Consider the following 25,604-nt stretch of genomic DNA (forward strand, 5'->3'; position numbering starts at 1 on the left):
TGTAGAACGCCCTGCCCGCACCGCGCGGCGGGGGCAAACTTTGGAGAAAGCCATGGCCCTGCAGCAGACGCTGGTCATTCACGAAGCCCTGGACAGCCCGCACGCCAACGGCGCGCTCGTCAGCGAACTGTTCGCGCCCTACGCCAACGCCGGCGTGTCGGTGCAAGTCACCACGGTCAACAACGCGCCGCCCGAGAACACGGCCAACACCACCGACTTCATCACCATCGTGATCCCGGGCAGCGCCGGCAAGCGCGGCGGCGGCACGGCGCCGACGCTGGGCGTGATCGGCCGCAACGGCGCCATCGGCGCGCGTCCGGAACTGGTGGGGCTGGTGTCCGATGCCGATGGCCCGATCGGCTGCCTGGCGGTGGCGCTGAAGCTGGCGCAGATGAAGGCGCGCGACGACCACGTGGCGGGCGACGTGATCGTGACCACGCACCTGTCGACCAATGTCTCGATGGTGCCGCACGACCCGGTGCCGTTCATGGGCATGCCGGTGTCGTCCGACACCATGAACGACTACCAGGTGCTGCCGGAAATGGACGCGATCCTGTCGATCGATGCGTCCAAGGGCAACAGCATCGTCAAGCACCGCGGCTTTGCGATCTCGCCGACGGCGATGCAGGGCTATATCCTGCGCGTGGCGCCGGACCTGGTAGCGGCCATGGAATCGACCACCGGCTGCCCGGCGGTGACCTTCCCGCTCTCGCTGCAGGACATCACGCCGTACCACAACGGCCTGTACCACTTCAACAGCATCATGCAGCCGCACGTGGCCACGCAGGCGCCGGTGGTAGGCGTGGCGGTGACGGCGCAGTCGGTGGTGTCGGGCAGCGCGACCTCGGCCAACCACGAGATCGACATCGCCGAGGCGGTGCGCTTCTGCGTCGAAGTGTCCAAGCGCTTCGGCGCCGGCAAGTGCCAGTTCTTCAATGCTGCCGAATGGCAGAAGATCCGCGCGATCTACCCCGACCTGTCGGTGTTCCAGACCGCCGGCCAGCGCTGAGGGCCGGGGCTCAGCGTCCCGTCGCCTGGCCCGTGCCGGGATGGGTGACGGCGGGCGGCACGGTGGCGCCGTGCCGCCGCTTCCATTCGTCGAAGCCGCCGGCCAGCGCCCAGGTCCTGGGATAGCCGGCCACGCGCAGGCGTTCGGCCAGCAGCGCCGCGGACATCTCGTTCGGGCAGGCGCAATAGACCACGATGTCGGCTTCGGCGGGCGCCACGCCGAGCGCGTCGAGGCTGTCGAGCGCGCCCTGCATGTCGAGCACCATCGAGCCGGGAATGCGCTCCATCGGCACGTCGCCATGGGCGCGCACGTCGATCACGACCGGCAGCGCGCCGGCCAGCCGCCGCGATTCCAGCTCATCCACGCTCATGCGCGGCACTCGCTTCGTGATGCGCAGCAGCCGCAGGCGGCGCCACGAGCGCCAGGCCAGGAATACCAGGAAGGCCCCCACCACCGCCACCAGCGCCATATGGCCGTAGGTGCTGAAGCCCTCAAGAATGGCATCGATGAAGTCGCTGAACACCACGCCGATCAGCAGCCCGCTGCCGGCCCACACCAGCGCGCCGATCGCGTCGTAGAACAGGAATACCGGCAGCGGCGTGCCAGTCATGCCGGCCATCGCGGTCGACAGCGCGCCGGCGCCCGGCAGCAGCTTGGCGACCACCAGCGAGCGCGGTCCCACGCGCAGGTACAGCGACTGGGTCTGGCGGATGCAGGAATCGGGCGAGATCGAGACCTTGCAGATGGTGCGCAGCATCGGCTGCCCCAGCCGGCGCCCGGCGAAGTACCAGCCGGTGTCGGCAATCAGGCAGGCGACGATGACCGCGGCCAGCACCGCGCCGATCGACGGCCCGGTCTCCTGCACGCCCAGCGCGCCGGCGACGAACAGCATCGGATAGGCCGGCACCGGCAGGCCGGCCTGCTCGACCAGTACGTTCAGGAACACCAGCATCAGCCCGTGGTTTTCCAGCAAGGCCTGTAACTCTCCCACCGCTCTCCCCCTTTGGTCCAGGACGCCAGTGTGCCAGCGCCGGGATGCCCGTGGCGCGCCAGCTTTGCATGGTCGGTTCAAATTCGCTGAGTGGATCAGGCGTCATGCGAATTACGTTGTCCGACAACATGGCGCTGTGCCGCCTGCGCCGTACCGTGGGCCACCGACCGTACGACGCACCCCAACGTGATGTCATGCACCCGCCGCTCATGCTATCCCTTCTTGCTCTGATGCGTAGAAGGCGTTCCGCTCCCGGTTAACCCGGGGAACGTCCGTCCCCTATTGCCATCCCAATTTTCTTGTCGTACGATGACTGATAACTCGACTGACCTGCCACGCCGCAGCCAGCCGCTTCTGCCACCCCGGGCCACCGGCCCGCCCTGGATTGCCGCAATGCTCGCACCCAACGAACTCAAGCAAATCGTCTCCGAAGGCCTGCTGTCCTTCCCCATCACCGACTTCGACGCCCAGGGCGACTTCGCGCCGAAGTCCTACGCCGCGCGCCTCGAATGGCTGGCCCCCTACGGCGCCACGGCCCTGTTCGCGGCAGGCGGCACTGGCGAATTCTTTTCGCTGACGCCGCAGGACTACTCGGCCGTGGTCGACACCGCGGTGCGCACCTGCGCCGGCAAGGTGCCGATCCTGGCCGGCGCCGGCGGCCCGACCCGCACCGCCATCGCCTACGCGCAGGAAGCCCAGCGTCTTGGCGCCGCGGGCGTGCTGCTGCTGCCGCACTACCTGACCGAAGCCAGCCAGGACGGCATTGCCGCCCACGTGGAAGAAGTCTGCAAGGCGGTCGATATCGGCGTGATCGTCTACAACCGCGCCAATTCGAAGCTCAACGCCGACCAGCTGGCCCGCCTGGCCGCGCGCTGCCCCAACCTGATCGGCTTCAAGGACGGCGTGGGCGACATCGAAGCCATGGTCAGCATCCGCCGCAAGCTGGGCGACCGCTTCTCCTACCTGGGCGGCCTGCCCACCGCCGAGGTCTATGCCGCGGCCTACAAAGCGCTGGGCGTGCCGGTGTATTCGTCGGCGGTGTTCAACTTCATCCCGAAGACGGCGATGGACTTCTACCGTGCCATCGCCGCGGACGACCACGACACCGTGGGCCGCCTGATCGACGACTTCTTCCTGCCCTACCTGGCCATCCGCAACCGCAAGGCCGGCTATGCGGTCAGCATCGTCAAGGCGGGCGCGCGCCTGGTGGGCCGCGACGGCGGTCCCGTGCGCGCGCCGCTGACGGACCTGACCGGCGAGGAAATGGAGATGCTGGGCGCGCTGATCAACAAGCTCGGACCGCAGTAACCCGGCACGCGGATGGCCAGCGCGCCGTCCCCGCCTCGCATTCCGACCAGCCGGCCGTGGGGCGCATGCCCTCCGGCCGGCTTCCCGTTCCAAACGCTGACAAGGATTCCTTCCATGCAAATCACCGGCGACATGCTGATCGGCGCGCAAGCCGTGCGCGGCACCGAAGCGACGCTGCAGGCGATCAACCCCGCCACCGGCGCGGCGATCGGCCCTGACTTCCACGGTGGCGGCGAGGCCGAGGTCGAGCGCGCCTGCGCGCTGGCCGAAGCCGCCTTCGACACGTACCGCAACACCACGCCCGAACAGCGCGCGGCCTTCCTTGAAGCCATCGCGGCGGGCATCGAGGCGCTGGGCGACACGCTGATCGAGCGCGCCCACCTGGAAAGCGCGCTGCCGATCGCGCGCCTGCAAGGCGAGCGCGGCCGCACCGCCGGCCAGCTGCGCCTGTTCGCCACCGTGCTGCGCGAGGGCCGCTGGCAGCAAGCCACCTTCGACCCCGCGCTGCCCGAGCGCACCCCGCCGCGGCCGGACCTGCGCATGCAGCGCATCGCCATCGGCCCGGTTGCGGTGTTTGGCGCCAGCAACTTCCCGCTGGCCTTTTCCGTGGCCGGCGGCGACACCGCCGCGGCGCTGGCCGCGGGCTGCCCGGTGGTGGTCAAGGCGCACCCGGCACACCTGGGCACCTCCGAGCTGGTCGGGCGCGCAATCCAGCAAGCGGTGCGCGACGCCGGCCTGCCCGAGGGCGTGTTCTCGCTGCTGGTGGGCGCGGGCAATGCCATCGGCACCGCGCTGGTGTCGCATCCGGCGATCCAGGCGGTCGGCTTCACCGGCTCGCGCGCCGGCGGCATGGCGCTGATGCGCGCCGCCAACGCGCGCCCGCAGCCGATCCCGGTGTATGCCGAGATGAGCAGCATCAACCCCGTGTTCCTGCTGCCCGCCGCGCTCGCCGCGCGCGGCGAGGAGATCGGCCGCCAGCTGGTCGAGTCACTGGTGCTCGGGGTCGGCCAGTTCTGCACCAACCCCGGACTGGTGCTCGGCATCGAAGGCCCGGCGCTGGACAAGTTCCGCGCGGCGGCGCTGGGCGCGCTGCAAGGCAAGCCTGCCGCCACCATGCTGACGCCCGGCATCCATGCCGCGTATCAGCAGGGCGTGGCCCAGCTGGCATCGCTCGACGGCTTGCAGCGCATCGGCAATGGCGTGGACGCCAGCGGCACCAACCAGGCCCGGCCGGAGATGTTCGAAACCACCGCCGCGCAGTTCCTGGCTGACCACCGCATGCAGGCCGAGGTGTTCGGCCCATCGACGGTGCTGGTGGTGTGCCGCGATATGGAGGAGATGCTGACCGTGGCGCGCCAGCTCGAAGGCCAGCTGACCGCCACGATGCAGCTCGACGACGCCGACCACGCGGCGGCGCAGCGCCTGCTGCCGGTGCTGGAACGCAAGGCCGGGCGCGTGCTGTGCAACGGCTATCCCACCGGCGTCGAGGTGGCGTACGCGATGGTGCACGGCGGGCCGTTCCCGGCGACGTCCGATGTGCGTACGACTTCGGTGGGCGCTACGGCGATCGACCGGTTCCTGCGGCCGGTTTGCTACCAGAACCTGCCGCAGGGGCTGATGCCGGCGGCGCTGCGGAAATAACAAGAGCCATTGAGACGTGCCCCGCCTGGTGCGGGGCTTTTTGCTTTTGGCCACGCCTCCTCTAGGCCCCCGCAAAAAAAAACGGCCCGCATTCCCCATGCGAGCCATCCCTTGCCAACACCTGCCCCTCAAGCCTCCAGCTTGATCCCCGCCTGCTTCACCACCCCCGCCCAGCGTGTTTGCTCGGCAACAAAGAACTTGCCGGTTTCCCCCGGCGTCATCGTCACCACTTCGGCGCCCTGCGCCACCAGCTGGGCGCGCAAGTCAGGGGCGCGGATGATGCGGATCAGTTCGGCGCTGATGCGCGCCACCATCGCATCGGGCATGCTGGCCGGGGCCATCACGCCCTGCCAGGTGCCCGACTCGAAGTTCGGCACGCCCTGCTCGGCGATGGTCGGCACGTTCTGCAGCAGCGGCATGCGCGTGCGCTTGGACTGTGCGATCAGCTTGAGCTTGCCCGACTGCACATGCGGCAGCGTGGCGAGCATACCGTTCATCAGCACCTGGGCGCTGCCGCCGACGGTGTCGGCAATGGCCTGCGAGCCGCCCTTGTAGGGCACGTACTGCCACTTGGCGCCGGTGGCCTGCTCCACCGCCACGCCGGCCAGGTGCGGCGCGCTGCCGATGGCGGTCACGGCGAAATTGAGCTGGCTGCGCTGCGACAGCGCCACCAGTTCCTTCACGCTGGTCACCTGCACCGACGGATGCACCACCAGCAGGTGCGGCGAATACGCCAGCATCGACACCGGCTTCAGGTCCTTGGCGATATTGAAGGTCAGCTTGGTGTAGACCGACGGGCTGATCGCCAGCGCGCCGATATCGCACAGCAGCAGCGTGTGGTTGTCGGTCGCCTGCGCGACCAGTGCCGCGCCGACGTTGCCGTTGGCGCCGGGGCGGTTGTCGACCACCACCGACTGGCCCAGCGCCTCGCCCAGCTGCTTGCTGATCAGGCGCGCGATGATGTCCGACGAGCCGCCGGCGGTGTACGGCACCACCAGGCGGATCGGGCGGGTGGGCCAGTCCGCGGCGTGCGCGGCCGACGACAGGCCGGCGAGCGGCCCCGCGGCGAGCCCGGCGGCCAGGGCGGAGGATTGCTTGAGGAAGTTGCGGCGTCCGTAAGTCATGCTGTGGTCTCCAGTCGAGGGCGCGCGCCGGCGCGGCACGATGCACGTGCAGGGCCGGCGCGGTCGGTGCTTTGGTATTGGGTTTTATGCGGCGGTTTTCAGTCCAGCGCGATCTTGCCCTTCTCGATCACGGTCTTCCAGCGCTGCAGCTCCTGCGCCTCGAACTGGTTGAACTGCTCGGGGGTGTTGGCCACCACCTCGAAGCCGCTCTCGGACAGCTTCTGGCGCATCTTGGGGTCGTTCAGCGACGACACCAGCGCGCCGTGCAGGCGGCTCTTGATCTCCGGCGGCAGGCCGCGCGGCGCGGCCACGCCCTGCCACGAGTAGACCTCGACATCCTTGATGCCGGCCTCGGCCATGGTGGGCACATTGGGCAGCACCGGCGAGCGCTTGTCGGACGTCACCGCCATCGCCTTGAGCTTGCCGGCACGGATGTGCTGCAGCACCGCGTTGACGTTCTGGAACGACACGTCCACCTGTCCGGCCAGCAGGTCCGAGATGGCCGGGCCACCGCCCTTGTAGGGCACGTGCAGGCCGTCGGTGGCGCTCTTCTGCCAGAACAGCGCCGCGGTCAGGTGGTCGGACGAGCCGGCGCCGGACGAGGCAAAGCTGACCTTGCCCGGGTTCTTCTTCATGTATGCCACCAGTTCCGCCAGCGTGTTGGCCGGGAACTGCGGGTTGGCCACCAGCACGTTGGGCGCGCGCACCGCCACGGTCAGCAGGTCGAAGTCCTTGGCCGGGTCATAGGCCAGGTTCTTCTGCAGGAACGGATTGACCGCATAGACGCCGATCGACGCCACCATCATGGTGTAGCCGTCGGCCGGCGCGCGCTTGACGTAGGTGGCGCCGATGGCGCCGGTCGCGCCGGGGCGGTTGTCGATCACGAATGGCTGGCCCAGCTTCTCGTTGAGCGGCACCGTCAGCATGCGCGCGATGGCATCGCTGGAGCCGCCCGGCGGGAACGGCACCACCACCGATACCGGACGTTGCGGCCAGTCCTGCGCCGCGGCGCCGGCCGGGCCGATGAAGGTCAGCGCCGCGACCGCGGCGACCGAGCCGAGCGCAACGGCGCGCAGCCAGTGAGGCAGGCGCGGCGCGCCCTGGCGTTGGAATGTGGTCATGGTTGTCTCCTGCACTGTTTTTGATGAGAGAGGCCTGCCGCCGCGGGATGGATGAGGGGCAATGGCCGTTGGCGTCGTCGCCGGTGGCGCGTCAGCGCACCATGCACGGCGCCTTGTTGTTGAACTGCCAGCCCGGGATCAGGAACTGCATCGCCGCGGCATCGTCGCGCGCGCCCAGGCCCTTGCGCTGGTACAGCTCGTGCGCGCGCGCCAGCGCATCCGGGTCGAGCTCGACGCCCAGCCCCGGGGTCTTGGGCACCTGCACCAGCCCGCCTTCGATCTGCAGCGGGTTGCGGGTCAGGTGTTCGCCGTCCTGCCAGATCCAGTGGGTGTCGATCGCGGTGACGCGTCCCGGCGCGGCCGCCGCCACGTGCGTGAACATCGCCAGCGAGATATCGAAGTGGTTGTTCGAATGCGAGCCCCAGGTCAGGCCCCATTCGGCGCACATCTGGGCCACCCGCACCGAGCCCTGCATGGTCCAGAAATGCGGGTCGGCCAGCGGGATGTCGACCGACTGCAGCCGCACCGCATGCCCCATCTGGCGCCAGTCGGTGGCGATCATGTTGGTGGCGGTGGGCAGGCCGGTGGCGGTGCGGAACTCGGCCATGATCTCGCGGCCCGAGTAGCCGTCTTCGGCGCCACACGGATCTTCGGCATAGGCCAGCACGCCGCGCTTGTCGCGGCACAGGCGCACGGCGTCCGCCAGCGACCAGGCGCCGTTGGGATCGAGCGTGATGCGCGCCCTGGGGAAGCGCTCGGCCAGCGCCAGGATCGCTTCCATCTCTTCGTCGCCGCGCAGCACGCCGCCCTTGAGCTTGAAGTCATTGAAGCCGTAGCGCTCATACGCCGCTTCGGCCAGGCGCACCACGGCCTCGGGCGTCATCGCCGCTTCATTGCGCAGGCGGAACCACGCGTTGTCCGCGTCCGGCTCGGTGCGGTAGTCCAGCGTGGTGCGCTGGCGCTCGCCGATATAGAACAGGTACCCCAGCATCTCCACCGCGTCGCGCTGCTGGCCTTCGCCCAGCAGCGCGGCCACCGGCACCTCCAGGTGCTGGCCGAGCAGGTCGAGCAGCGCCGCCTCCAGGGCCGTGACGGCGTGGATGGTGATGCGCAGGTCGAAGGTCTGCAGGCCGCGGCCGCCGGCGTCGCGGCCGGCAAAGGCCGCACGCACGCGGTTCAGCATGGCCTGGTACTGGCCGATGGGCTGGCCCACCAGCAGCGGGCGCGCGTCTTCCAGGGTCTGGCGGATGCCTTCGCCGCCCGGCACTTCGCCGACGCCGGTATGGCCGGCGCTGTCGCGCACGATCACGATATTGCGCGTGAAGTACGGGCCATGGGCGCCGGACAGGTTCATCAGCATGCTGTCATGCCCGGCAACGGGCACCACGGTCAGTTCGGTCACGACCGGGGTATGGGCGGACGCCATGGGGGCGGCGGTAGGGGTCATCTCGGCAATGTCTCCGGCTGGCCCCGGGCGTACGATCCTTCACCCGGGCCTTGTGTTGCGTATGTTATCTGTCATCGTATGACTGATAACCCAGTATAATGAGGCATTCTCGGGCCGGTCAAGTCCGGGAAAGCCCGCCCGTATCCCTGAATTCGTACGTAGCTGCCATGCCGAACGCCCAGCCTCTCGCGCCGACCCCGAGTTCCGCCCCGACCCCGTTGCGCCGCCGCGGCCGCACGCTTGCCGAAGAAGTCGTACAAGCCCTTGGCGAGGAGATCCGCCAGGGCCAGCTCAAGCCCGGCGACAAGCTACCCACCGAATCCGAGATCATGGCCACCATGGGCGTGAGCCGCACCGTGGTGCGCGAAGCGCTGTCGCGGCTACAGGCCAGCGGCCTGGTGGAGACGCGCCACGGCATCGGCACCTTCGTGCTGGAACGCCCGGCCGAAGCGCCGTCGCCATTCCGGATCGGGCCGGACACGCTGGGCACGGCCATGGATGTGATGGCGATGCTGGAATTCCGCGTCAGCGTGGAAGCCGAGGCGGCCGGCCTGGCGGCCGCGCGCCGCACCGAGGCGCAACTTGCGGCGATGCGCCAGGCGCTGGACGAGCTCAAGCACGGCGCCGGCGAGGGCAATGACGCGGTAGAGAGCGACTTCGCCTTCCACCTGGCCATCGCGCGCGCCACCGGCAACCGCTATTTCACCGACATCATGGGTCACCTGGGCACCATGGTGATCCCGCGCAGCCGGCTGCAGGTCAGCACCCCCGAGCGCGTGCAGTACCTGGAGCGGGTCAGCATCGAGCACGAGAACATCTACGACGCGATCGAGCGCCGCGACCCCGACGCCGCCAAGGCCGCCATGCGCATGCACCTGACCAACAGCCGCGAGCGGCTGCGCAAGGCGTCCGGCTCGGCCGGCCCGCAAGGCTGAGGCGGGACGCGCATGCGGCGGGCATGCGCCGGCAAGTCATACGATGTCTAATGAATAGTGACGCCGGCGCCCGCCGCTAAGGCGTCAACCGGCAGCGGCGCGCGAAGTCGACCAGTTCGACCAGCGACGACACCTGCAGCTTGTTCATGATGCGGGCCTTGTAGCTGCTGACGGTCTTGTTGCTGATAAAGAGGCTTTCGCTGATGGCCTTGTACGACATGCCGCGCGCCAGCATCTGCAGCACCACCAGTTCCTTGTCGGACAGCCGCCGCAGCATCTCGTCGTCGGCCGACATCGACTGGCGCGGCGCGCCGCCGCGGCCCAGCACTGGGAACACGGTATAGCCCGCCAGCACGGCCTCGACCGCGCGCAGGATTTCCTTGATGTCCTGGGTCTTGCTGACGAAGCCCTGCGCGCCCGCCTGCCACGAACGGCTGACGAACACGGCCGGGTCCAGCGCCGTCACCACCAGGATGCGCACCTGCGGATGGATCGCGCGCAGGCGCGGCGCCACGTCGAGCCCGCTCGAGCGCGGGATGTCGAGGTCGAGCAGCACCAGGTCCGGCATGCGTGCGCGCACCATTTCGATGGCGCATTGCCCGTTGTCCGCCTCGATCACCTCGTCGACGCCAAGCAGTTGCGACAGATGGTGCCGAAGCACCAACCGCATCGCCGGATGGTCGTCAACGATCAGGATGGTTGTCATGCGCGGGGTCCAGGTTCTAGGCAGGCATCGGCGGAGGCAACATCCCGATGCTGGAACGGGCTGGCAGGAACGGCGCATGCCGGTGCGCGATGCCACGCCAGTATAGGGAGCCGCAGGCGCGCACAGGATGGGAGGAATCCGCTTCGGTTGCAGCGAAAATCCTAGGCCCGCCTCAGACGCGCGGGACCGTGCGCGGGCCGCCCCGAAGCGCGTGTCCCTGCCCGCGGCAGGGGCAACGGGGAGCGGCCAGTGGTGCTACTCTATTCGGGCGTGTTTCATCCATGGAGAACACTGTGCCCCGCAAGACCCCCATCGAGCGCTACCGCAATATCGGCATCAGCGCGCATATCGACGCCGGCAAGACCACGACGACCGAGCGCATCCTGTTCTACACGGGCGTCAACCACAAGCTTGGCGAAGTGCACGATGGCGCGGCCACCATGGACTGGATGGAGCAGGAGCAGGAGCGCGGCATCACCATCACCTCGGCCGCCACTACCGCCTTCTGGAAAGGCATGGCCGGCAATTATCCCGAGCACCGCATCAACATCATCGATACGCCGGGGCACGTCGACTTCACCATCGAAGTCGAGCGCTCCATGCGCGTGCTGGACGGTGCCTGCATGGTCTACGACGCCGTCGGCGGCGTGCAGCCGCAATCCGAAACCGTCTGGCGCCAGGCCAACAAGTACGCGGTGCCGCGCATCGCCTTCGTCAACAAGATGGACCGCATCGGCGCCGACTTCTTCCGCGTGCAGGCGCAGATTGCCGAGCGCCTGCGCGGCCGCGCCGTGCCGATCCAGATTCCGCTGGGCGCCGAGGACCACTTCCAGGGCGTGGTCGACCTGGTCAAGATGAAGGCCATCGTCTGGGACGAGGCCAGCCAGGGCGTGCGCTTCGAGTACCAGGACATCCCCGCAGACCTGCTCGCCACCGCGCAGGAATGGCGCGACAAGATGGTCGAGGCCGCCGCCGAGGCCGACGAGGCGCTGCTGAACCAGTACCTGTCGGGCGAGCCGCTGACCGAGGACCAGATCAAGCAGGGCCTGCGCAAGCGCACCATCGCCAACGAGATCGTGCCGATGCTGTGCGGCAGCGCCTTCAAGAACAAGGGCGTGCAGAGCATGCTCGACGCGGTGATCGACTACCTGCCGTCGCCCGCCGACGTGCCCGCCATCCTGGGCCACACCGAGGACGACCGCGAGGCCGAGCGCCACCCCAGCGACGACGAGCCGTTCGCCGCGCTGGCGTTCAAGATCATGACCGACCCCTTTGTCGGCCAGCTGATCTTCTTCCGCGTGTATTCCGGCGTGGTCAGCTCGGGCGACAGCGTCTACAACCCGCTCAAGGGCAAGCGCGAGCGCCTGGGGCGCATCCTGCAGATGCACGCCAACGTGCGCCACGAGATCAAGGAAGTGCGCGCCGGCGACATCGCCGCGGCGGTGGGCCTGAAGGAGGCCACCACCGGCGACACGCTGTGCGACCCCGACAAGGTCATCATCCTGGAGCGCATGAGCTTTCCCGAGCCGGTGATCTCGCAGGCGGTGGAGCCGAAGACCAAGGCCGACCAGGAGAAGATGGGCATCGCGCTGAACCGGCTGGCGCAGGAAGACCCGTCGTTCCGCGTGACCACGGACGAAGAGTCCGGGCAGACCATCATCTCCGGCATGGGCGAGCTGCACCTGGAAATCCTGGTCGACCGCATGCGGCGCGAATTCGGCGTCGAAGCCTCGGTCGGCAAGCCGCAGGTGGCGTACCGCGAGACCATCCGCCACGCCGCGCGCGACGTCGAGGGCAAGTTCATCAAGCAGTCGGGCGGGCGCGGCCAGTACGGCCACGTGGTGCTGAACCTGGAGCCGATGCCGCATGGCGGCGGCTACGAGTTCGTCGATGCGATCAAGGGCGGCGTGGTGCCGCGCGAGTTCATCCCCGCGGTGGACAAGGGCATCCGCGAGACCATGCAGTCGGGCGTGCTGGCGGGGTACCCGGTGGTCGACATCAAGGCCACGCTGGTATTCGGCTCTTACCACGACGTCGACTCGAACGAAAACGCGTTCCGCATGGCCGGCTCGATGGCGTTCAAGGAAGGCATGCGCCGCGCCCGGCCGACGCTGCTGGAGCCGATGATGGCGGTCGAGGTGGAGACGCCCGAGGAATTCACCGGCAACGTGATGGGCGATCTGTCGTCGCGCCGCGGCATGGTGCACGGCATGGAAGACATCGCCGGCGGCGGTGGCAAGATCGTGCGCGCCGAAGTGCCGCTGGCGACCATGTTCGGCTACTCCACCACGCTGCGCTCGCTGACGCAGGGACGCGCGACCTTCACCATGGAGTTCAAGCACTACGCCGAGGCCCCGGCCAATGTGGCGGAAGCGGTGATCTCGGCGAAGCGGGTGGGCTGAGGCGTCCGCCCCCGGCCGGTGTGTGGCGACCGAGTTCGTTGACGCGCCGGCCCTCTCCTCCACCCCTCTCCCGCATGCGGTAGAGGGGGCACGCCAGCGGCCTGATCAGGCCAGCAACCAGCGCCGGACGAAGCACTTTTCAAGGGCGCTGACCCAGTGCGGGTAAACTACGCCCGGTTCGCCGCGCCGGGGACGACCCGGCATGCGCCTTCCAAGCCCGATCGGCCATTGCCGAAAAACGCTTGCCGAAGCGGGCGCCGGCGAACCCGCTCCATGGCCTTCGGGCCGCTCCCGTGGCGCCGGCAAGCGGCGCTGCCCAAGGCTTGCCCGGCAATACTGCCGGCATTCGCCGACCCTCCAGGCATCGTCGCCCGCTTCGACCCTCGCCCGGGCCACGCATCCGTTGCGCCAGGCCCGATGACGACCCGCGTGCCCCCGCGCGGGACTGGAACCCGCAGGCCATCGGCCTGACGGATCCGCTCCGGCACGCTACCGCGCCGTCCGGATCCGGCCCTCCGGAGGACCCTCCATGAAGAAGACAGCCAGCCACTGGCTGCCGGCGGCCGGGCTGTTGCCCGTCGCTGCCCTTATCACTGCCCTCACCGCGGGGCGCGCCCATGCGCAGCCGGGCGTCACCGTCTATGGCATCGTCAGCACAGCCGTGCGCTACACCTCGAACCTCGACGGCCATCACCACGACCAGGCGGCGCTGGTCTCCGGCGGCATGGTCGGCAGCCGCTTCGGCCTGAAGGGCGACGAAAACCTGGGCGGCGGCCAGCACGCCATCTTCCAGCTCGAGGCCGGCATCGGCAGCGACGACGGCCGCGCCAGCTACCAGGCGCTGTTTGGCCGCCAGGCCTATGCCGGCCTGGCCGGCGACTGGGGCAGCCTGACCTTCGGCCGCCAGTACAACGCCCTGAACAATATCGGCTGGGCCTTCAATCCGCTGGACCAGGGCTGGGGCAACTTCTGGTCCGATCCGATCTACCTGGGCGGCGACATCTTCTTCCAGGACTATCGCATCGACCACAGCGTGGTCTACAAGAAGAGCGCCGGCCCGCTGACGCTGCAACTGGACTACGGCGCCGGCGGGCAAGCCGGCAGCCTGGCGCGCGGCGCCACGCTGGGCGGCGGGCTGATGCTGCAGCAGGGCGCGCTGGCGCTGGGCGCGGCCTATGACCAGCGCCGCAGCGCCGACGGCGGCAGCACGGTACGCAACTACGCCGTGGGCGGCTCCTACGCAGCCGGCAAGGCCACCTTCTACGTGGGCCACATGGGCCGGCGCGAATCGGCGCGAAATCCGGCCGTGGGCGGCGCGCGCTTCAACATCGCCTTCGCCGGGCTGGGCTACCAGCTCACGCCCGCGCTGCATGTATCCGGCGCCTATTACCGCTACTGGCAGCGCGGCCACGTGACCACGCAGTTCCTGCAGGTGCCGGTGCTGCTGGGCAGCGGCAACGCCGACAGCGTCGCGGTGGTGGCCGACTACGCCCTGTCCCGGCGCACCAGCCTGTACCTGGAAGCCGACGTGGTGCGCGCGCGCGGCGGCGCGGTCGGCCGCGAGACCGAGTACTGGGCTGGCACGCCCGCCACCGACGTGGCGCGCAGCACGCGCGTGGGCGTGATGCTTGGCATGCGGCACCACTTCTGAAGCGGCTGCCGAATGCCGCGCGGCGTCCGTGCGGATGCGTTGTTTTTGCAAGCCACGCGAAAGAATTACCTCCGCGGGGGGTGCCAACGGGCGCGCAGCGGGGCGATCCACGTGGAAACCACGGCAAAGCGGCGCAGGCATGGTCATTGCGCACGCCAAGCATTCCACCGTCTCGCGACAAGGAGCACAGCATGCAAACGCAACCTCCCAGCAGTCAAGGCGCAGCCATCGTCGGTTCCGGCGTGGGCGAAGGCCCGGGCCCGGAAGTGATGGCGGCTTCCAGCCTGGATGGCACCAAGGCCTATTCGTCCGATGGCGAACATGTCGGCAAGATCTCCGAGATCATGCTGGACGTGCCGCACGGGCGCATTGCCTATGCGGTGCTGACCACCGGCGGCTTCCTCGGCATGGGTGACACGCTGCACGCCATTCCGTGGAACGCGCTGGTCATGGATACCGACGAAAAGTGCTTCCGGATCGCCGTGACGGCGGACCGGATCAAGTCCGCGCCGGGCTTCAACAAGGACAGCTGGCCGAGCATGGCCGACCCGCAGTGGGGCAAGTCGCTGCACGAATACTACGGGCGCGACCCGTACTGGGTCTCTCCGCCGCTGTAAGCCCACAGTAAGCCCGCGGCAGGCTGATCGCAGCACGCTGCGAACCAGGGCCGCGAGTGCGCCGCGACAGGCGCCTCGCGGCCCGCTTGCATTGCACGGCAAGGCTAGGCACAGTCTGCCAAGACGCGCGGGCCGGACGCCGGGGCCGGCGTGCCCGAGAGACCACCATGAGGACACCCGCCGCCAGCATGACGCCCCTGCCATCTCCGCCGCCCCTGGCCGAAACCGCAACTCCCGGCGCCAGCGCGGCGCCCGTCCCGCCCGGCGACATGCCCGGCTTTCTCTCCGGCGGTGGCGAGATGGGCGCGCTGATGCGCGGCTTCGACTGGGACTCGACCCCGCTCGGGCCCCCGCAAGGCTGGCCGAACAGCCTCAAGACCGCGATCCGCATCATGCTGACCTCGCGCCAGCCGATCTGGATCGGCTGGGGCGACGCCCTGCACTTCTTCTACAACGACGCCTACAAATCGATCATCGGCGGCAAGCACCCCGCCGCGCTCGGCCAGCCCACCTCCGTGGTGTGGCGCGAGATCTGGCCCGAGATCGGCCCCCTGCTGGCCACTGCCATGACCGGCAGCGAAGGCACCTTCGTCGAGCAGAAGCTGCTGATCATGGAGCGCAACGGCTACCCGGAGGAAACCTACTACACCTTCTCTTACAGCCCGGTGCCGGACGACCACGGCGGCACCGGCGGCATCATCTGCGCCAACAGCGACGACACCGAGCGCGTGCTGGCCGAGCGCCAGCTGAACGTGCTGCGCGACGTGGCGGCAACGGCCAGCGAGGCGCGCGCCTGGCGCGACGCGTGCGGGCGCGCCATGGCGGCGCTGTCGTCGGACCCGCGCGACATCGTGTTCGCGCTGCTGTACATTGCCGAGCCCGGCGCACGCGCGCTGCAGCGCGCCGGCGCCATCGGCATCGGCGTCGATAGCGGCCACCCGGGCGCGCCCGCGCAGATCGCGCTGGACGCGCACTGGCCGTGGCCGGTGGCCGAAGTCCTGGCGCAGCAGCAGCCGGTGCTGCTCGACGGCCTGGCGGAGCGCTTCGCCGTACCGCTGCCGGGCGGTGCCTGGGGCGTGCCGCCGTCGCGCGCGGCCGTGATCGAGGTGGCGCCGTCGGGCAGCGCGTCGCATCGCGGCGTGCTGGTGGTCGGCCTGAATCCGTTCCGCCTGTTCGACGAGCGCTACCGCAGCTTCCTGACGCTGGCGGCGGGGCAGATCGGCGCCGCCATGCATTCGGCTCTGGCCTATGAGGCGGAGCGCAAGCGCGCCGAGGCGCTGGCCGAAATCGACCGCGCCAAGACCGCGTTCTTCTCCAATATCAGCCACGAGTTCCGCACGCCGCTGACGCTGATGCTGGGCCCGCTGGAAGAACTGGTGCGCCGCGCCGGTTCCGGCGAGGACCGCGCCATGCTGGAGATGACGCATCGCAACGGGCTGCGCCTGCTCAAGCTGGTCAATGCGCTGCTGGACTTCTCGCGCATCGAGTCCGGCCGCGTGACGATGCGGCGCCAGCCCACCGACGTGGCCGCGCTGACGGCGGACCTGGCCTCGCTGTTCCGCGCCAGCGTGGAAGCGGCCGGCATCACGCTGCGGGTCGACTGCCCGCCGCTGTGCCCGCCGCTGGCGCACGCCGTGGCGGTGGACCGCGACATGTGGGAGACCATCGTGCTGAACCTGGTCTCCAACGCCTTCAAGTTCACCTTCGCCGGCACCATCACCGTGGCGGTCGCGCCGCAGGGCGACGACGCCGTAGTGCTGACCGTGCGCGACACCGGCATCGGCATCCCGGCGGCGGAACTGCCGCGCATCTTCGAGCGCTTTCATCGCGTCGAAGGCGCCCAGGGCCGCAGCATCGAAGGCAGCGGCATCGGGCTGGCGCTGGTGCAGGAACTGGTGCGGCTGCATGGCGGCACCATCGACGTGCAGAGCACCCCCGGCGAGGGCACCTGTTTTACCGTGCGCCTGCCGGCCGGCGCCGACGTAGCCATGGATGCGGCCACTGAGGTGGCTGCGGAGGCCGACGCCGCGCCGCCGGCCAGCAGCGTGCAGGCGCGCGCCTATGTCGAGACCGCGCTGCGCTGGCCGCAGGTACAGATGCCGCCGGCAACGACCGTGGCAGCGGATGAGCTTCCGTTGTCCGCCCCGCAAGGCGCGGCCGACGCCGCAGCCGGCGAGGCGGCGCATGGCAGCGCCCTGGTGCTGGTGGTGGACGACAACGACGACCTGCGCGACTACATGCGCCGCCTGCTGGGCGCCGCCGGCCATCGCGTCGCCGTGGCCGCCGACGGCGAGGCCGCGCTGGCGCTGGCGCGCGCGCACGCGCCGGCACTGGTGGTGTCGGACGTGATGATGCCGCGCCTGGACGGCTTTGGCCTGGTGCGCGCGCTGCGCGCCGATGCCGCGCTGAGCGACACGCCGGTGCTGCTGCTGTCCGCCCGCGCCGGCGAGGAGGCGCGCGTCAGCGGCCTGGGCAGCGGCGCCGACGACTACCTGGTCAAGCCCTTCTCCGCGCGGGAATTGCTGGCGCGCGTGGCCAGCAATCTGCGCCTCTCCGAACTGCGCCGGGCCACCGAGCGCCGCCTGCAGGAACTCAACGCCTCGCTGGAGCGCCGCGTCGCGCAGGCCGTGGCCAACCATGACCGGCTGTGGGAGCTGAGCGAAGACCTGCTGATCGTGGCGCGCTTCGATGGCTGCCTGCAGCGGGTCAGTCCGGCGTGGACGCGCACGCTCGGCCACGCGCCGCAGCAGGTGCTGGGACGCGCGTATCTATCGTTTATCTACCCTGACGACCTGGCCGGCGCGAGTGCGCAGCTGGACGCCCTGCGCCACGATGGCGTGCCGGTGCGCTTTGAATGCCGGCAGCAGCGCGCCGACGGCGCACTGCGCTGGCTGGCCTGGACGCTGTCGGTCGATCCGGCCAACGGCCATGTCCATGGCGTCGGCCGCGATGTCACCGGCGACCGCGAAGCGCAGGCCGCGCTGCGCCACGCCGACGAGGCCCTGCGCACGGCGCAGAAGATGGAGGCGATCGGCAACCTGACCGGCGGCGTCGCGCATGATTTCAACAACCTGCTGCAGGTGATCGGCGGCAACCTGCAGTTGCTGACGCGCGACCTCGCCGGCGATGACCGCGCCGGGCCGCGCCTGCGCAACGCGCTGGCCGGGGTCGCGCGCGGCGCCAAGCTGGCATCGCAGCTGCTGGCGTTCGGGCGGCGCCAGCCACTGGCGCCGCGGGTGGTCAACCTGGGCCGGCTGGTGCGCACGCTGGACGACATGCTGCGCCGGGCGCTGGGCGACGGCATCGAGGTCGAAACCGTGGTCGCGCCCGACCTGTGGAACACGCTGGTCGACCCCTTCCAGGTCGAGAATGCGCTGCTGAACCTGGCGATCAACGCGCGCGACGCCATGCAAGGGCACGGGCGCCTGACCATCGCGGCGCGCAATGCGCGGCCGGGCGAAGCCACCAACGAAACCGCCAACGAAGCCGCGCCAGCCGCGCCGATGCAGTATGTGCTGCTGTCGGTCACCGACACCGGCGTGGGCATGGCGCCCGAGGTGCAGGAACGCGTGTTCGAGCCCTTCTTCACCACCAAGCCCGAGGGCCAGGGCACCGGCCTGGGGCTGAGCATGGTGTATGGCTTTATCCGCCAGTCCGACGGACACGTGAAGATCGCCAGCGAGCCCGGGCGCGGCACCACGGTCACGCTGCTCCTGCCGCGCGTGCTTGAGGACGAAGACCCGGATATCGAACTGGACGCAGGCCCGGCGCGCGGCGGCAGCGAGACCGTGCTGGTGGTGGAAGACGACGAGGACGTGCGCGCCACCGTGGTCGAGATGCTCGCCAGCCTGGGCTACCACGTGCTGCGCGCGCGCGACGCGCACAGCGCGCTGGCCATCGTCGAGCGTGGCGTGCCGGTGGACCTGCTGTTCAGCGACGTGGTGATGCCCGGCCCGCTGCGCAGCACGGAACTGGCGCGCAAGCTGCGCGAACGGATGCCGGACGTGGGCGTGCTGTTCACCTCGGGCTATGCCGACAGCGTCATCGTGCATGACGGACGCCTCGATGCCGGCATCGAACTGCTCAGCAAGCCCTACACGCATGAGGCGCTGGCACGCAAGGTGCGCCACGTGCTGGCAAATCGCAGCCAGCGCGCCGCGACGGCCGCGGCGGGCCAGCACCTGGCGCCAGTCGGCCACGCGCCGGACGCCGCGCCGCTGCGCGTGCTGTGCGTCGACGACGACGCGCTGGTACGCGCCGGCACCGCGGAAGTGCTGCGTGCCTATGGCGTGCACGCGCTGGAAGCGGACAGTGAGAGCGCGGCGCTCGCCGTGCTGGCCGGCAACGCGGTCGACGTGCTGCTGACCGACGTCGCCCTGGCCGGGGATTCCGGCGTGGACCTGGCGCTGGCAGCACGCTCGCGCCATCCGGGGCTGGGCGTGGTGTTCGCCACCGGCTACGCGCTGGAGCTGACGCCGGCACAGCGCGCCGCGCTGGGCGCGGTGGCGGTGCTGCGCAAGCCCTATCCGCCGCAGACGCTGCTCGAAGTCCTGCGCGATGTCGTCGCCGAGATCCGGGGCGATGCCGCGCGGGCCGAAGCGCCCGGCCGGCCACAACCGGCAAGCTGAGCACGCCGCGGCGCGAGCGTCAGGCGCCGCGGCTCAGCCGGCAAGCCGCCAGGCGGCGCCGGCCAGCCCGACGAGCGCCACGCCGGGCAGCAGGCGCGGCACCGCGCGCGGCGCGTAGGACAGGCCCAGCGCCACGACGATGGCACTGGCCGTCAGCGTGCCCACCCACGACACCGTGCCCATCGGCCCGCCCTGCGCGGCGATATGCAGTCCCAACGCCAGTGCCAGCGCCACCGCGCCCTGCAGGCGCAAGCGCGCCACCGCGCCGCGCGACGGCATGCTGCCGCGGCCATGGATATCGGCATGATGGCGCTCGAGCGACAGCGCCAGCGCGGCAAACCCGGCCAGCGACAGCGCGAACCCAGCCAGCGCGTTCATGCGGCCTCCTGCGTGGTGGCGGCGACGTTGCGCGGCCGCGATGCCACGCGTGCGCCCATGGCTTGCCGGCGGCCCGTGATCCAGGCCGCGGCGCCAAGCGCCAGGCCCAGCGCCAGCGACACCAGGTCGAAGCCGGCCACGGCCGCCGGACCATGCCCCTGCAGCAGGGTCACGCCCAGGTGCGAGCCGGTGGTCAACGCATTGAGCAGCGGGAGGGTGCCGAACAATGCCGCGCCCGCCCACAGCTGCGCGCGCCACATGCCGCGCGTGGGCCGGCACAGCGCCAGCAGCGCGCACGCAGCCCAGGCCATGAAGAACCAGCGGATCTCGGCCTCCGGCCGCTGCGCCATTGCCACCGGCAACAGCCGGTTGGCCCAGAAATAGCTTGCAAAGGCCACCGGCAGGCCGGCGATGGCGCCGATATTGAGCGCCTCGACCAGGCGCAGCCCGAACCCGGGCCGGCCCCGCGCAGCGATCGCCTTGGCCTGCTGCTGGCGCGTGCGCACCGCCCACAGGATGGCGCCGGTGGCGACCATGGCGCAGCCCGCCAGCCCGCACAGGAAGAACAGCGCGCGCAGGCCGGGGGGCGCAAAGCTGGCGATATGCAGGCCGGTCATGACGCTGCGCGTCATTTCGGCGGCGGACTTGTCTTCGGCATACGCGCCCAGCAGGGCGCCGCTGGCACCCGCGAACTCGAGCGCGAGCGGATCGTGCGAGAGCGTATCGGGCTCGGCGCGCGAGAGCGTCACGGTCGCGTTGGCATCGCCCGGCAGGTTGACCACGATGCGGCGCACCTGCCCCCCCTGCCATGCGCGCCCGGCCTGCGCCATCATGTCCGGCACGCTCGCCAGCGGCGCGGCCGTGCCGGCGGCCTTGGGCGGCAGCGGGCGCAGCCTGGTCTGCGCCTGGAACGCGCGCAGGTCGCCGCCGTATGCCGCCTCGACGCCCCACGGCATGTACATGAACAGCAGCGTGACCAGCCCGGTGTAGGTGATCATCAGGTGGAACGGCAGCGGCAGCACCGCCAGCGCGTTGTGCGCATCGAGCCAGGAGCGCTGGCCCTTGCCGCGCCGGAACGTAAAGAAGTCGGCAAAGATGCGGCGATGGGTGATTACGCCGCTGACGATCGCCACCAGCATGAACATGGCGCAGAAGCCGGCGATCCAGCGCGCCCACTTGGCCGGCATGTAATGCAGGTCGAAGTGCAAGCGGTAGAGGAACTCGCCGCCGCGGGTCTCGCGCGCGGCCTGCAGCGGCGCACCGGTGGCCGGATCGAGCAGGCGCGTGTCGAAGCGGCGCGGCTTGCCGTCGGCATCGCGCGGCGCCTGCCCCGGCTTGTAGGTCCACAGCACATTGACCGCGTCGCGCCGCGCATCGGGCAGCGTGACGATCCAGCGCGCGGCATCGGGCGCCTGATGCTCCAGATAGCGCAACGCGTTTTGTGCCATCTGCGCGGCCGGAACCTGCGCGGCATCGGCGGGCGCAGTGCGATGCAGCTCCGGCCGCATCCACAGCGAAATCTCTTCCTTGTAGTAACTGGCGGTGCCGCCGCAGAACATCAGGAACAACACCCAGCACACCAGCAGGCCGCTCCAGGTGTGGAGCCATGCCATCGACTGCCTGAATCCCGCGCGCATCACGCCCCCCGTCCGAGCGCCAGCATGGCCGACAGCAGCGCGGCCGGCAGCGCCAGGCCCGCCCATGCACGCCAGGCGCTACGCACCGCAAACACCCAGACCGCCGCGCCGGCATAGATGGCGAACGACAGCAGCGTCGCCGTGGTCACGGCATCGTGCCGCGCCATCGGCAGATAGCGCGCCAGCACCGCGGTGGCCAGCGCGGCCAGCCCATAGCCGCCGGCAATGGCGGCAACGGCGCGCACGCCCACGCCCGCGCGATAGCGCCACCCGCTAGCCTGCAGCGCCTTGCTCACGCCGGCACCCGCAGCGCCGCATATGCGGTGGCATTTTCAGCGCGAGCGGCATGGCTGAGAGGACAAAGATGGCAAGCGGCAAAGGAAGCGGCGGGCATAGAGCGATGCGGGCAGGAAACGACCACAAATGATAACAATTCGCATTTCCAACCTCAAGGCAATCCCTGCCCTCCGCCTGGACAGAGCCGCGATTCGTTTTTCAATTTTTTTGAACAACAATGACAATGAATGTCGGCAGAAAGCATCACGGCGTTCGCTATAGTTCTGCTCATGGCGGCGCGACACAAACAGAAAGCGCCGCTACATACAATCAACAATTTTGAATTCGTTTTAGGAGAACATCATGTCGAACGCCAAGCTCGAAGTCCTGACCCCGCGCAACAGCCAGCTGATCATCATCGACCACCAGCCGCAGATGGCCTTCGGGGTGCAGTCGATGGACCGCCAGGCCATGAAGAACAACGTGATCGGGCTGGCCAAGGCGGCCCGGGTGTTCGACGTGCCGACCACCATCACCACGGTCGAGAGCGATTCGTTCTCGGGCTACACCTACCCCGAGTTGCTGGATGTGTTTCCCGGCAAGCAGACCCTCGAGCGCACCTCGATGAATTCGTGGGACGACCAGAAGGTGCGCGACGCACTGCAGGCCGCCGGGCGCAAGAAGGTGGTGGTGGCCGGACTCTGGACCGAAGTCTGCAACACCACCTTCGCGCTGAGCGCGATGCTGGAAGGCGACTACGAGATCTACATGGTTGCCGACGCCTCGGGCGGCACCAGCAAGGAAGCGCACGACTACGCCATGCAGCGCATGATCCAGGCCGGCGTGGTGCCGGTGACGTGGCAGCAGGTCCTGCTGGAGTGGCAGCGCGACTGGAAGAACCGCGACACCTATGACGCCGTCACCGGCATCGCCAAGGAACACTCGGGCGCCTACGGCATGGGCATCGACTACGCCTACACCATGGTGCACAAGGTCGCGCAACGCACCGCCACGCCGCACGCATCGATCGCCCCGGTCCACGCACCGGTGATCGAGCGCTGATCCACTCAGCCAGCCTCTGACAGGAGACCACACCATGAAGCCAAGCCGAAGCCTCGCCCATGGCGCGCTGCTGCTCGGATGCTGGCTGGCCATCGGCACCTCGAGCCTGGCCGCCGCGGCCATCGTCGCGCAGACGCTGGCCTGAGCGGCGGTACGCTGCCGGCAAGACGCCGCAGCCGCGGCCCGGCTAGCGCCGGTGCGCGAACATCGACATATGCCGGCCGATATGGTCGAGCAGTTCCAGCGCTGCCGCGGGCAGGGGCCGCCCGGCCTTCACCAGCAGCCGGGCCTGGGTGCCTGAAAACAAGGGATGGTCCAAAGGCACCACCGCCAGCGTGCCCGCCGCGATCTCGCGATACGCGGCGAACTCGCCGATCAGCGTCATGTACTGGTCGTAGGCGACGAACTGCTTCAGCGCGGTCAGTGAGTTGCTGACCAGCGTCGCGCGGATCGAGACGTTCTCGGCGAACTCGACCATACGCAAGGCATGGCCAACGCCGAACGATGCCGGCATCATGGCCAGCGGATAGGCCTGCAGGTCGGCGACACTGGCCACGCCGCCGCGCAGCGCCAGCGGGTGGTCGGGCCTGACCAGCAGCACCACCGGCTGCGACGCGCTCGCGCGATACTCGATGCGCGGGTGCGGCGGCGGATTGTAGGCCAGGCCGATATGCGCGCGGCTTTCCGCCACCTCCTCCAGCACGCCATCGACCGCAAGGATGTCCATGCGGATATCCAGGCGCGGATAGCGCGCACAGAACCGTGCCAGCACTTCGTTGACGAGCAGGTCGACATAGCCCTCGCTCAGGACCAGCCTGACCTCGCCTTGCTGCAACCCCTGCAGCGCGTGCAGCTGGTCTTCCAGCTTCTCCTGGTGCGAACGGTAGCCGCGCCAGAATTCCACCAGGTGCGCCGCCGCGGCGGTGGGCCGCAGCCCGCGTGGCTCGCGCTCGAACAGCAGCGCGCCCAGCTCTTCCTCCAGCAGCCGGATCTGCCGCGTGATCACCGAGGGCGATGTGTTCAGGCTGTCCGCCGCGCCGCGGATGGTGCCGTGCGCCAGCACTTCACGGAAGTATCGCAGCCGCTGCTGATTGATCTCTCGCATGTCGAACGCCTGTTCCGCCATTTTTCCGCAGTGGTAACGATACCCGAACGCGCCTTGCCTTGCTTGCCATGGGCAGCGTGGGCCACCTCGACCGGTGCGTTGCCCGGAACAGAACGAAGTGTGGCCTGAGTTGCTGTTTGCCAGCCCGCCCGCGGCTGCCACGATTCAGCACACGAGGGACACGACCAAGCCCCACCGAGCCCACCGGGCCGCAACCACACCGGAGACAGCGAGCATGCTAGCCATCCCTACCGCGGGCGCCATGGACGGCGCTTCCAGCCTTTACAGCCGGATCAACTGGCGCCTGTTGCCCTTCCTGCTGGTCTGCTACCTGTTCGCCTACCTGGACCGGGTTAACGTCGGCTTTGCCAAGCTGCAGATGCAAAGCGACCTGGGCTTTTCCGACGCGGCCTACGGCGTGGGCGCCGGCATCTTCTTCGTGGGCTATGTGCTGTTCGAACTGCCGAGCAACCTGATGCTGCCGCGGGTCGGGGCCCGCAAGACCTTCAGCCGGATCCTGGTGCTGTGGGGGCTTACCTCGGCCTGCATGGTGTTCGTGCGGGACGTGCCGACGTTCTACGCGTTGCGCTTCCTGCTCGGCGTGTTCGAGGCCGGCTTCGCGCCCGGCATGATCTATTACCTGTCGTGCTGGTACGGTCCGCAACGCATGGCGCGCGCCATCGCCATCGTGTTCCTGGCGGGACCGATCGGCGGCATCGTCGGCGCGCCGGCGTCGGCATGGCTGATGACCGCGCTGGCGGGCTATGGCGGACTGGCGGGCTGGCAATGGATGTTCCTGGTCGAGGGCCTGCCTTGCGTGCTGCTCGGCATGCTGGCGCTGTCGCTGGTGCCGGACCGCCCGGCGCAGGCGAGCTGGCTCAGCGACGCCGAACGGCGCCTGCTGGAAGCCGAACTGGGGCCGGTCGCCGCGCACAAGCATGGCTTCGGCGCCGTGGCCCGCGATCCGCGCGTCTATGTGCTCGCGCTGGCCTACTTCTGCATCATCGCGGCGATCTACGCCATCAGCTTCTGGCTGCCGACCATGATCAAGGCGCAGGGCGTGGACGATACCGTGCGGCTGGGCTGGTACGCGGCCATCCCATACGTGGCGGCCGCGTTCGGCATGTACTACATGGGCCGCAAGTCCGACCGCTCGGGCGAGCGGCGCCTGCACTGCGCGCTGCCGGCACTGGCGGCAGCCATGCTGCTGGCGGCCTCGGTGCTGGCGGACGGCAACCTGGTGGCGACGCTGGTGCTGCTGACGCTCGCCACCATGGGACTGTGGATGGCGTACACCGTGTTCTGGGCCATGCCGGCCGAATACATCCAGGGCCCGGCGGCGGCGGGCGGCATTGCGCTGATCAACACCATCGGCCTGTCGGGCGGCTTCTGGGGACCGGCCACCATCGGCTGGACCAAGACCGCGACCGGCAACCTCCATCTCGGCATGCTGATGATGGCCGCGTTGCCGCTGCTGGCGGCCGTCATCATCCTGTGCAACAAGCTGCCCGCACGCCGCTGATGCGGCATCGCGACGCCGTGATCCCGACCATCACTCACCAAGGA

General features: G+C 69.5%; 19 protein-coding genes. 10 read left to right on the forward strand and 9 right to left on the reverse strand.

Annotated elements, in window-relative coordinates:
* The first annotated feature begins 52 nt into the window (after window positions 1–52).
* A complete protein-coding gene (locus U9J39_RS00095; protein WP_326346250.1) occupies window positions 53–1,009 on the forward strand; it encodes a DUF1177 domain-containing protein in 957 nt (318 codons plus the stop codon).
* 10 nt (window positions 1,010–1,019) lie between these two features.
* On the opposite strand, the gene U9J39_RS00100 is transcribed toward U9J39_RS00095, so the two are convergent.
* Entirely contained in the window at window positions 1,020–2,000 is a 981-nt protein-coding gene (locus tag U9J39_RS00100; RefSeq protein WP_115682168.1) for a DedA family protein/thiosulfate sulfurtransferase GlpE, read from the reverse strand.
* Between the two features lie 393 nt (window positions 2,001–2,393).
* Between U9J39_RS00100 and kdgD the strand changes: the two genes are divergently transcribed.
* Together kdgD and U9J39_RS00110 are read left to right on the forward strand one after the other, a co-directional pair.
* Window positions 2,394–3,308 (forward strand): 5-dehydro-4-deoxyglucarate dehydratase, encoded by a 915-nt coding sequence (gene kdgD / locus U9J39_RS00105; RefSeq protein ID WP_111520918.1) that lies wholly within the window; start codon window positions 2,394–2,396, stop codon window positions 3,306–3,308.
* Window positions 3,309–3,422: 114 nt separating this feature from the next.
* Window positions 3,423–4,949 carry an aldehyde dehydrogenase (NADP(+)) gene (locus U9J39_RS00110; RefSeq protein WP_116313677.1) on the forward strand — a complete coding sequence of 509 codons (1,527 nt, stop codon included), beginning with the start codon at window positions 3,423–3,425 and terminating at the stop codon, window positions 4,947–4,949.
* Between the two features lie 128 nt (window positions 4,950–5,077).
* Here the strand turns inward: U9J39_RS00110 and U9J39_RS00115 are convergent, their stop codons facing one another.
* The 3 genes from U9J39_RS00115 to gudD form a co-directional block, all read right to left on the reverse strand.
* The gene (locus tag U9J39_RS00115) at window positions 5,078–6,073 is read right to left on the reverse strand and encodes a Bug family tripartite tricarboxylate transporter substrate binding protein (RefSeq protein WP_115682166.1); all 996 of its coding nucleotides are present in this window, start codon (window positions 6,071–6,073) and stop codon (window positions 5,078–5,080) included.
* A gap of 98 nt (window positions 6,074–6,171) precedes the next feature.
* Window positions 6,172–7,194 (reverse strand): Bug family tripartite tricarboxylate transporter substrate binding protein, encoded by a 1,023-nt coding sequence (locus U9J39_RS00120; protein WP_326346251.1) that lies wholly within the window; start codon window positions 7,192–7,194, stop codon window positions 6,172–6,174.
* A 91-nt stretch (window positions 7,195–7,285) separates the two neighbouring features.
* Entirely contained in the window at window positions 7,286–8,641 is a 1,356-nt protein-coding gene (gudD, locus tag U9J39_RS00125) for a glucarate dehydratase (protein ID WP_115711899.1), read from the reverse strand.
* Window positions 8,642–8,808: 167 nt separating this feature from the next.
* On the opposite strand from gudD, the gene U9J39_RS00130 reads away from it, so the two are divergent.
* Entirely contained in the window at window positions 8,809–9,576 is a 768-nt protein-coding gene (locus tag U9J39_RS00130) for a FadR/GntR family transcriptional regulator (protein WP_115682163.1), read from the forward strand.
* Window positions 9,577–9,652: 76 nt separating this feature from the next.
* Here the strand turns inward: U9J39_RS00130 and U9J39_RS00135 are convergent, their stop codons facing one another.
* Complete coding sequence (locus tag U9J39_RS00135) at window positions 9,653–10,282, reverse strand: response regulator transcription factor (protein ID WP_026164172.1); 630 nt, start codon at window positions 10,280–10,282, stop codon at window positions 9,653–9,655.
* A 293-nt stretch (window positions 10,283–10,575) separates the two neighbouring features.
* Here U9J39_RS00135 and fusA point away from each other — a divergent pair, with 293 nt between their 5' ends.
* From fusA to U9J39_RS00155, 4 genes are all read left to right on the forward strand, one after another.
* Entirely contained in the window at window positions 10,576–12,684 is a 2,109-nt protein-coding gene (gene fusA / locus U9J39_RS00140) for an elongation factor G (protein WP_326346252.1), read from the forward strand.
* Window positions 12,685–13,213: 529 nt separating this feature from the next.
* Window positions 13,214–14,335, forward strand: a complete 1,122-nt coding sequence (locus tag U9J39_RS00145; protein WP_326346253.1) for a porin — start codon at window positions 13,214–13,216, stop codon at window positions 14,333–14,335.
* A 191-nt stretch (window positions 14,336–14,526) separates the two neighbouring features.
* Window positions 14,527–14,952, forward strand: coding sequence for a PRC-barrel domain-containing protein (locus tag U9J39_RS00150; RefSeq protein WP_062804057.1), 426 nt, complete (start codon window positions 14,527–14,529; stop codon window positions 14,950–14,952).
* A gap of 167 nt (window positions 14,953–15,119) precedes the next feature.
* Window positions 15,120–19,580 carry a response regulator gene (locus U9J39_RS00155; RefSeq protein ID WP_442784876.1) on the forward strand — a complete coding sequence of 1,487 codons (4,461 nt, stop codon included), beginning with the start codon at window positions 15,120–15,122 and terminating at the stop codon, window positions 19,578–19,580.
* 33 nt (window positions 19,581–19,613) lie between these two features.
* Here U9J39_RS00155 and U9J39_RS00160 read toward each other — a convergent pair whose 3' ends face one another.
* Genes U9J39_RS00160 through U9J39_RS00170 form a run of 3 tightly spaced genes read right to left on the reverse strand, consistent with a single transcriptional unit; the run spans window position 19,614 to window position 21,891 of the window.
* Window positions 19,614–19,958, reverse strand: a complete 345-nt coding sequence (locus tag U9J39_RS00160; RefSeq protein WP_116313680.1) for a DUF3325 domain-containing protein — start codon at window positions 19,956–19,958, stop codon at window positions 19,614–19,616.
* Window positions 19,955–21,595 carry a PepSY-associated TM helix domain-containing protein gene (locus U9J39_RS00165; RefSeq protein ID WP_115711894.1) on the reverse strand — a complete coding sequence of 547 codons (1,641 nt, stop codon included), beginning with the start codon at window positions 21,593–21,595 and terminating at the stop codon, window positions 19,955–19,957. Before U9J39_RS00165 ends, U9J39_RS00160 begins: the two co-directional genes overlap by 4 nt.
* Window positions 21,595–21,891 (reverse strand): DUF3649 domain-containing protein, encoded by a 297-nt coding sequence (locus U9J39_RS00170; protein ID WP_326346254.1) that lies wholly within the window; start codon window positions 21,889–21,891, stop codon window positions 21,595–21,597. Before U9J39_RS00170 ends, U9J39_RS00165 begins: the two co-directional genes overlap by 1 nt.
* Window positions 21,892–22,234: 343 nt before the next feature.
* Here U9J39_RS00170 and U9J39_RS00175 point away from each other — a divergent pair, with 343 nt between their 5' ends.
* Window positions 22,235–22,933 carry a hydrolase gene (locus tag U9J39_RS00175; protein WP_115682157.1) on the forward strand — a complete coding sequence of 233 codons (699 nt, stop codon included), beginning with the start codon at window positions 22,235–22,237 and terminating at the stop codon, window positions 22,931–22,933.
* Between the two features lie 187 nt (window positions 22,934–23,120).
* On the opposite strand, the gene U9J39_RS00180 is transcribed toward U9J39_RS00175, so the two are convergent.
* A complete protein-coding gene (locus tag U9J39_RS00180; protein ID WP_116314711.1) occupies window positions 23,121–24,038 on the reverse strand; it encodes a LysR family transcriptional regulator in 918 nt (305 codons plus the stop codon).
* A 235-nt stretch (window positions 24,039–24,273) separates the two neighbouring features.
* Here U9J39_RS00180 and U9J39_RS00185 point away from each other — a divergent pair, with 235 nt between their 5' ends.
* On the forward strand, window positions 24,274–25,560 hold the full coding sequence (locus U9J39_RS00185; protein WP_115711890.1) for an MFS transporter: 1,287 nt from the start codon (window positions 24,274–24,276) through the stop codon (window positions 25,558–25,560).
* Window positions 25,561–25,604: the final 44 nt, after the last annotated feature.

The organism is Cupriavidus sp. SS-3 (genome assembly GCF_035818815.1).
Taxonomy (GTDB): domain Bacteria; phylum Pseudomonadota; class Gammaproteobacteria; order Burkholderiales; family Burkholderiaceae; genus Cupriavidus; species Cupriavidus taiwanensis_C.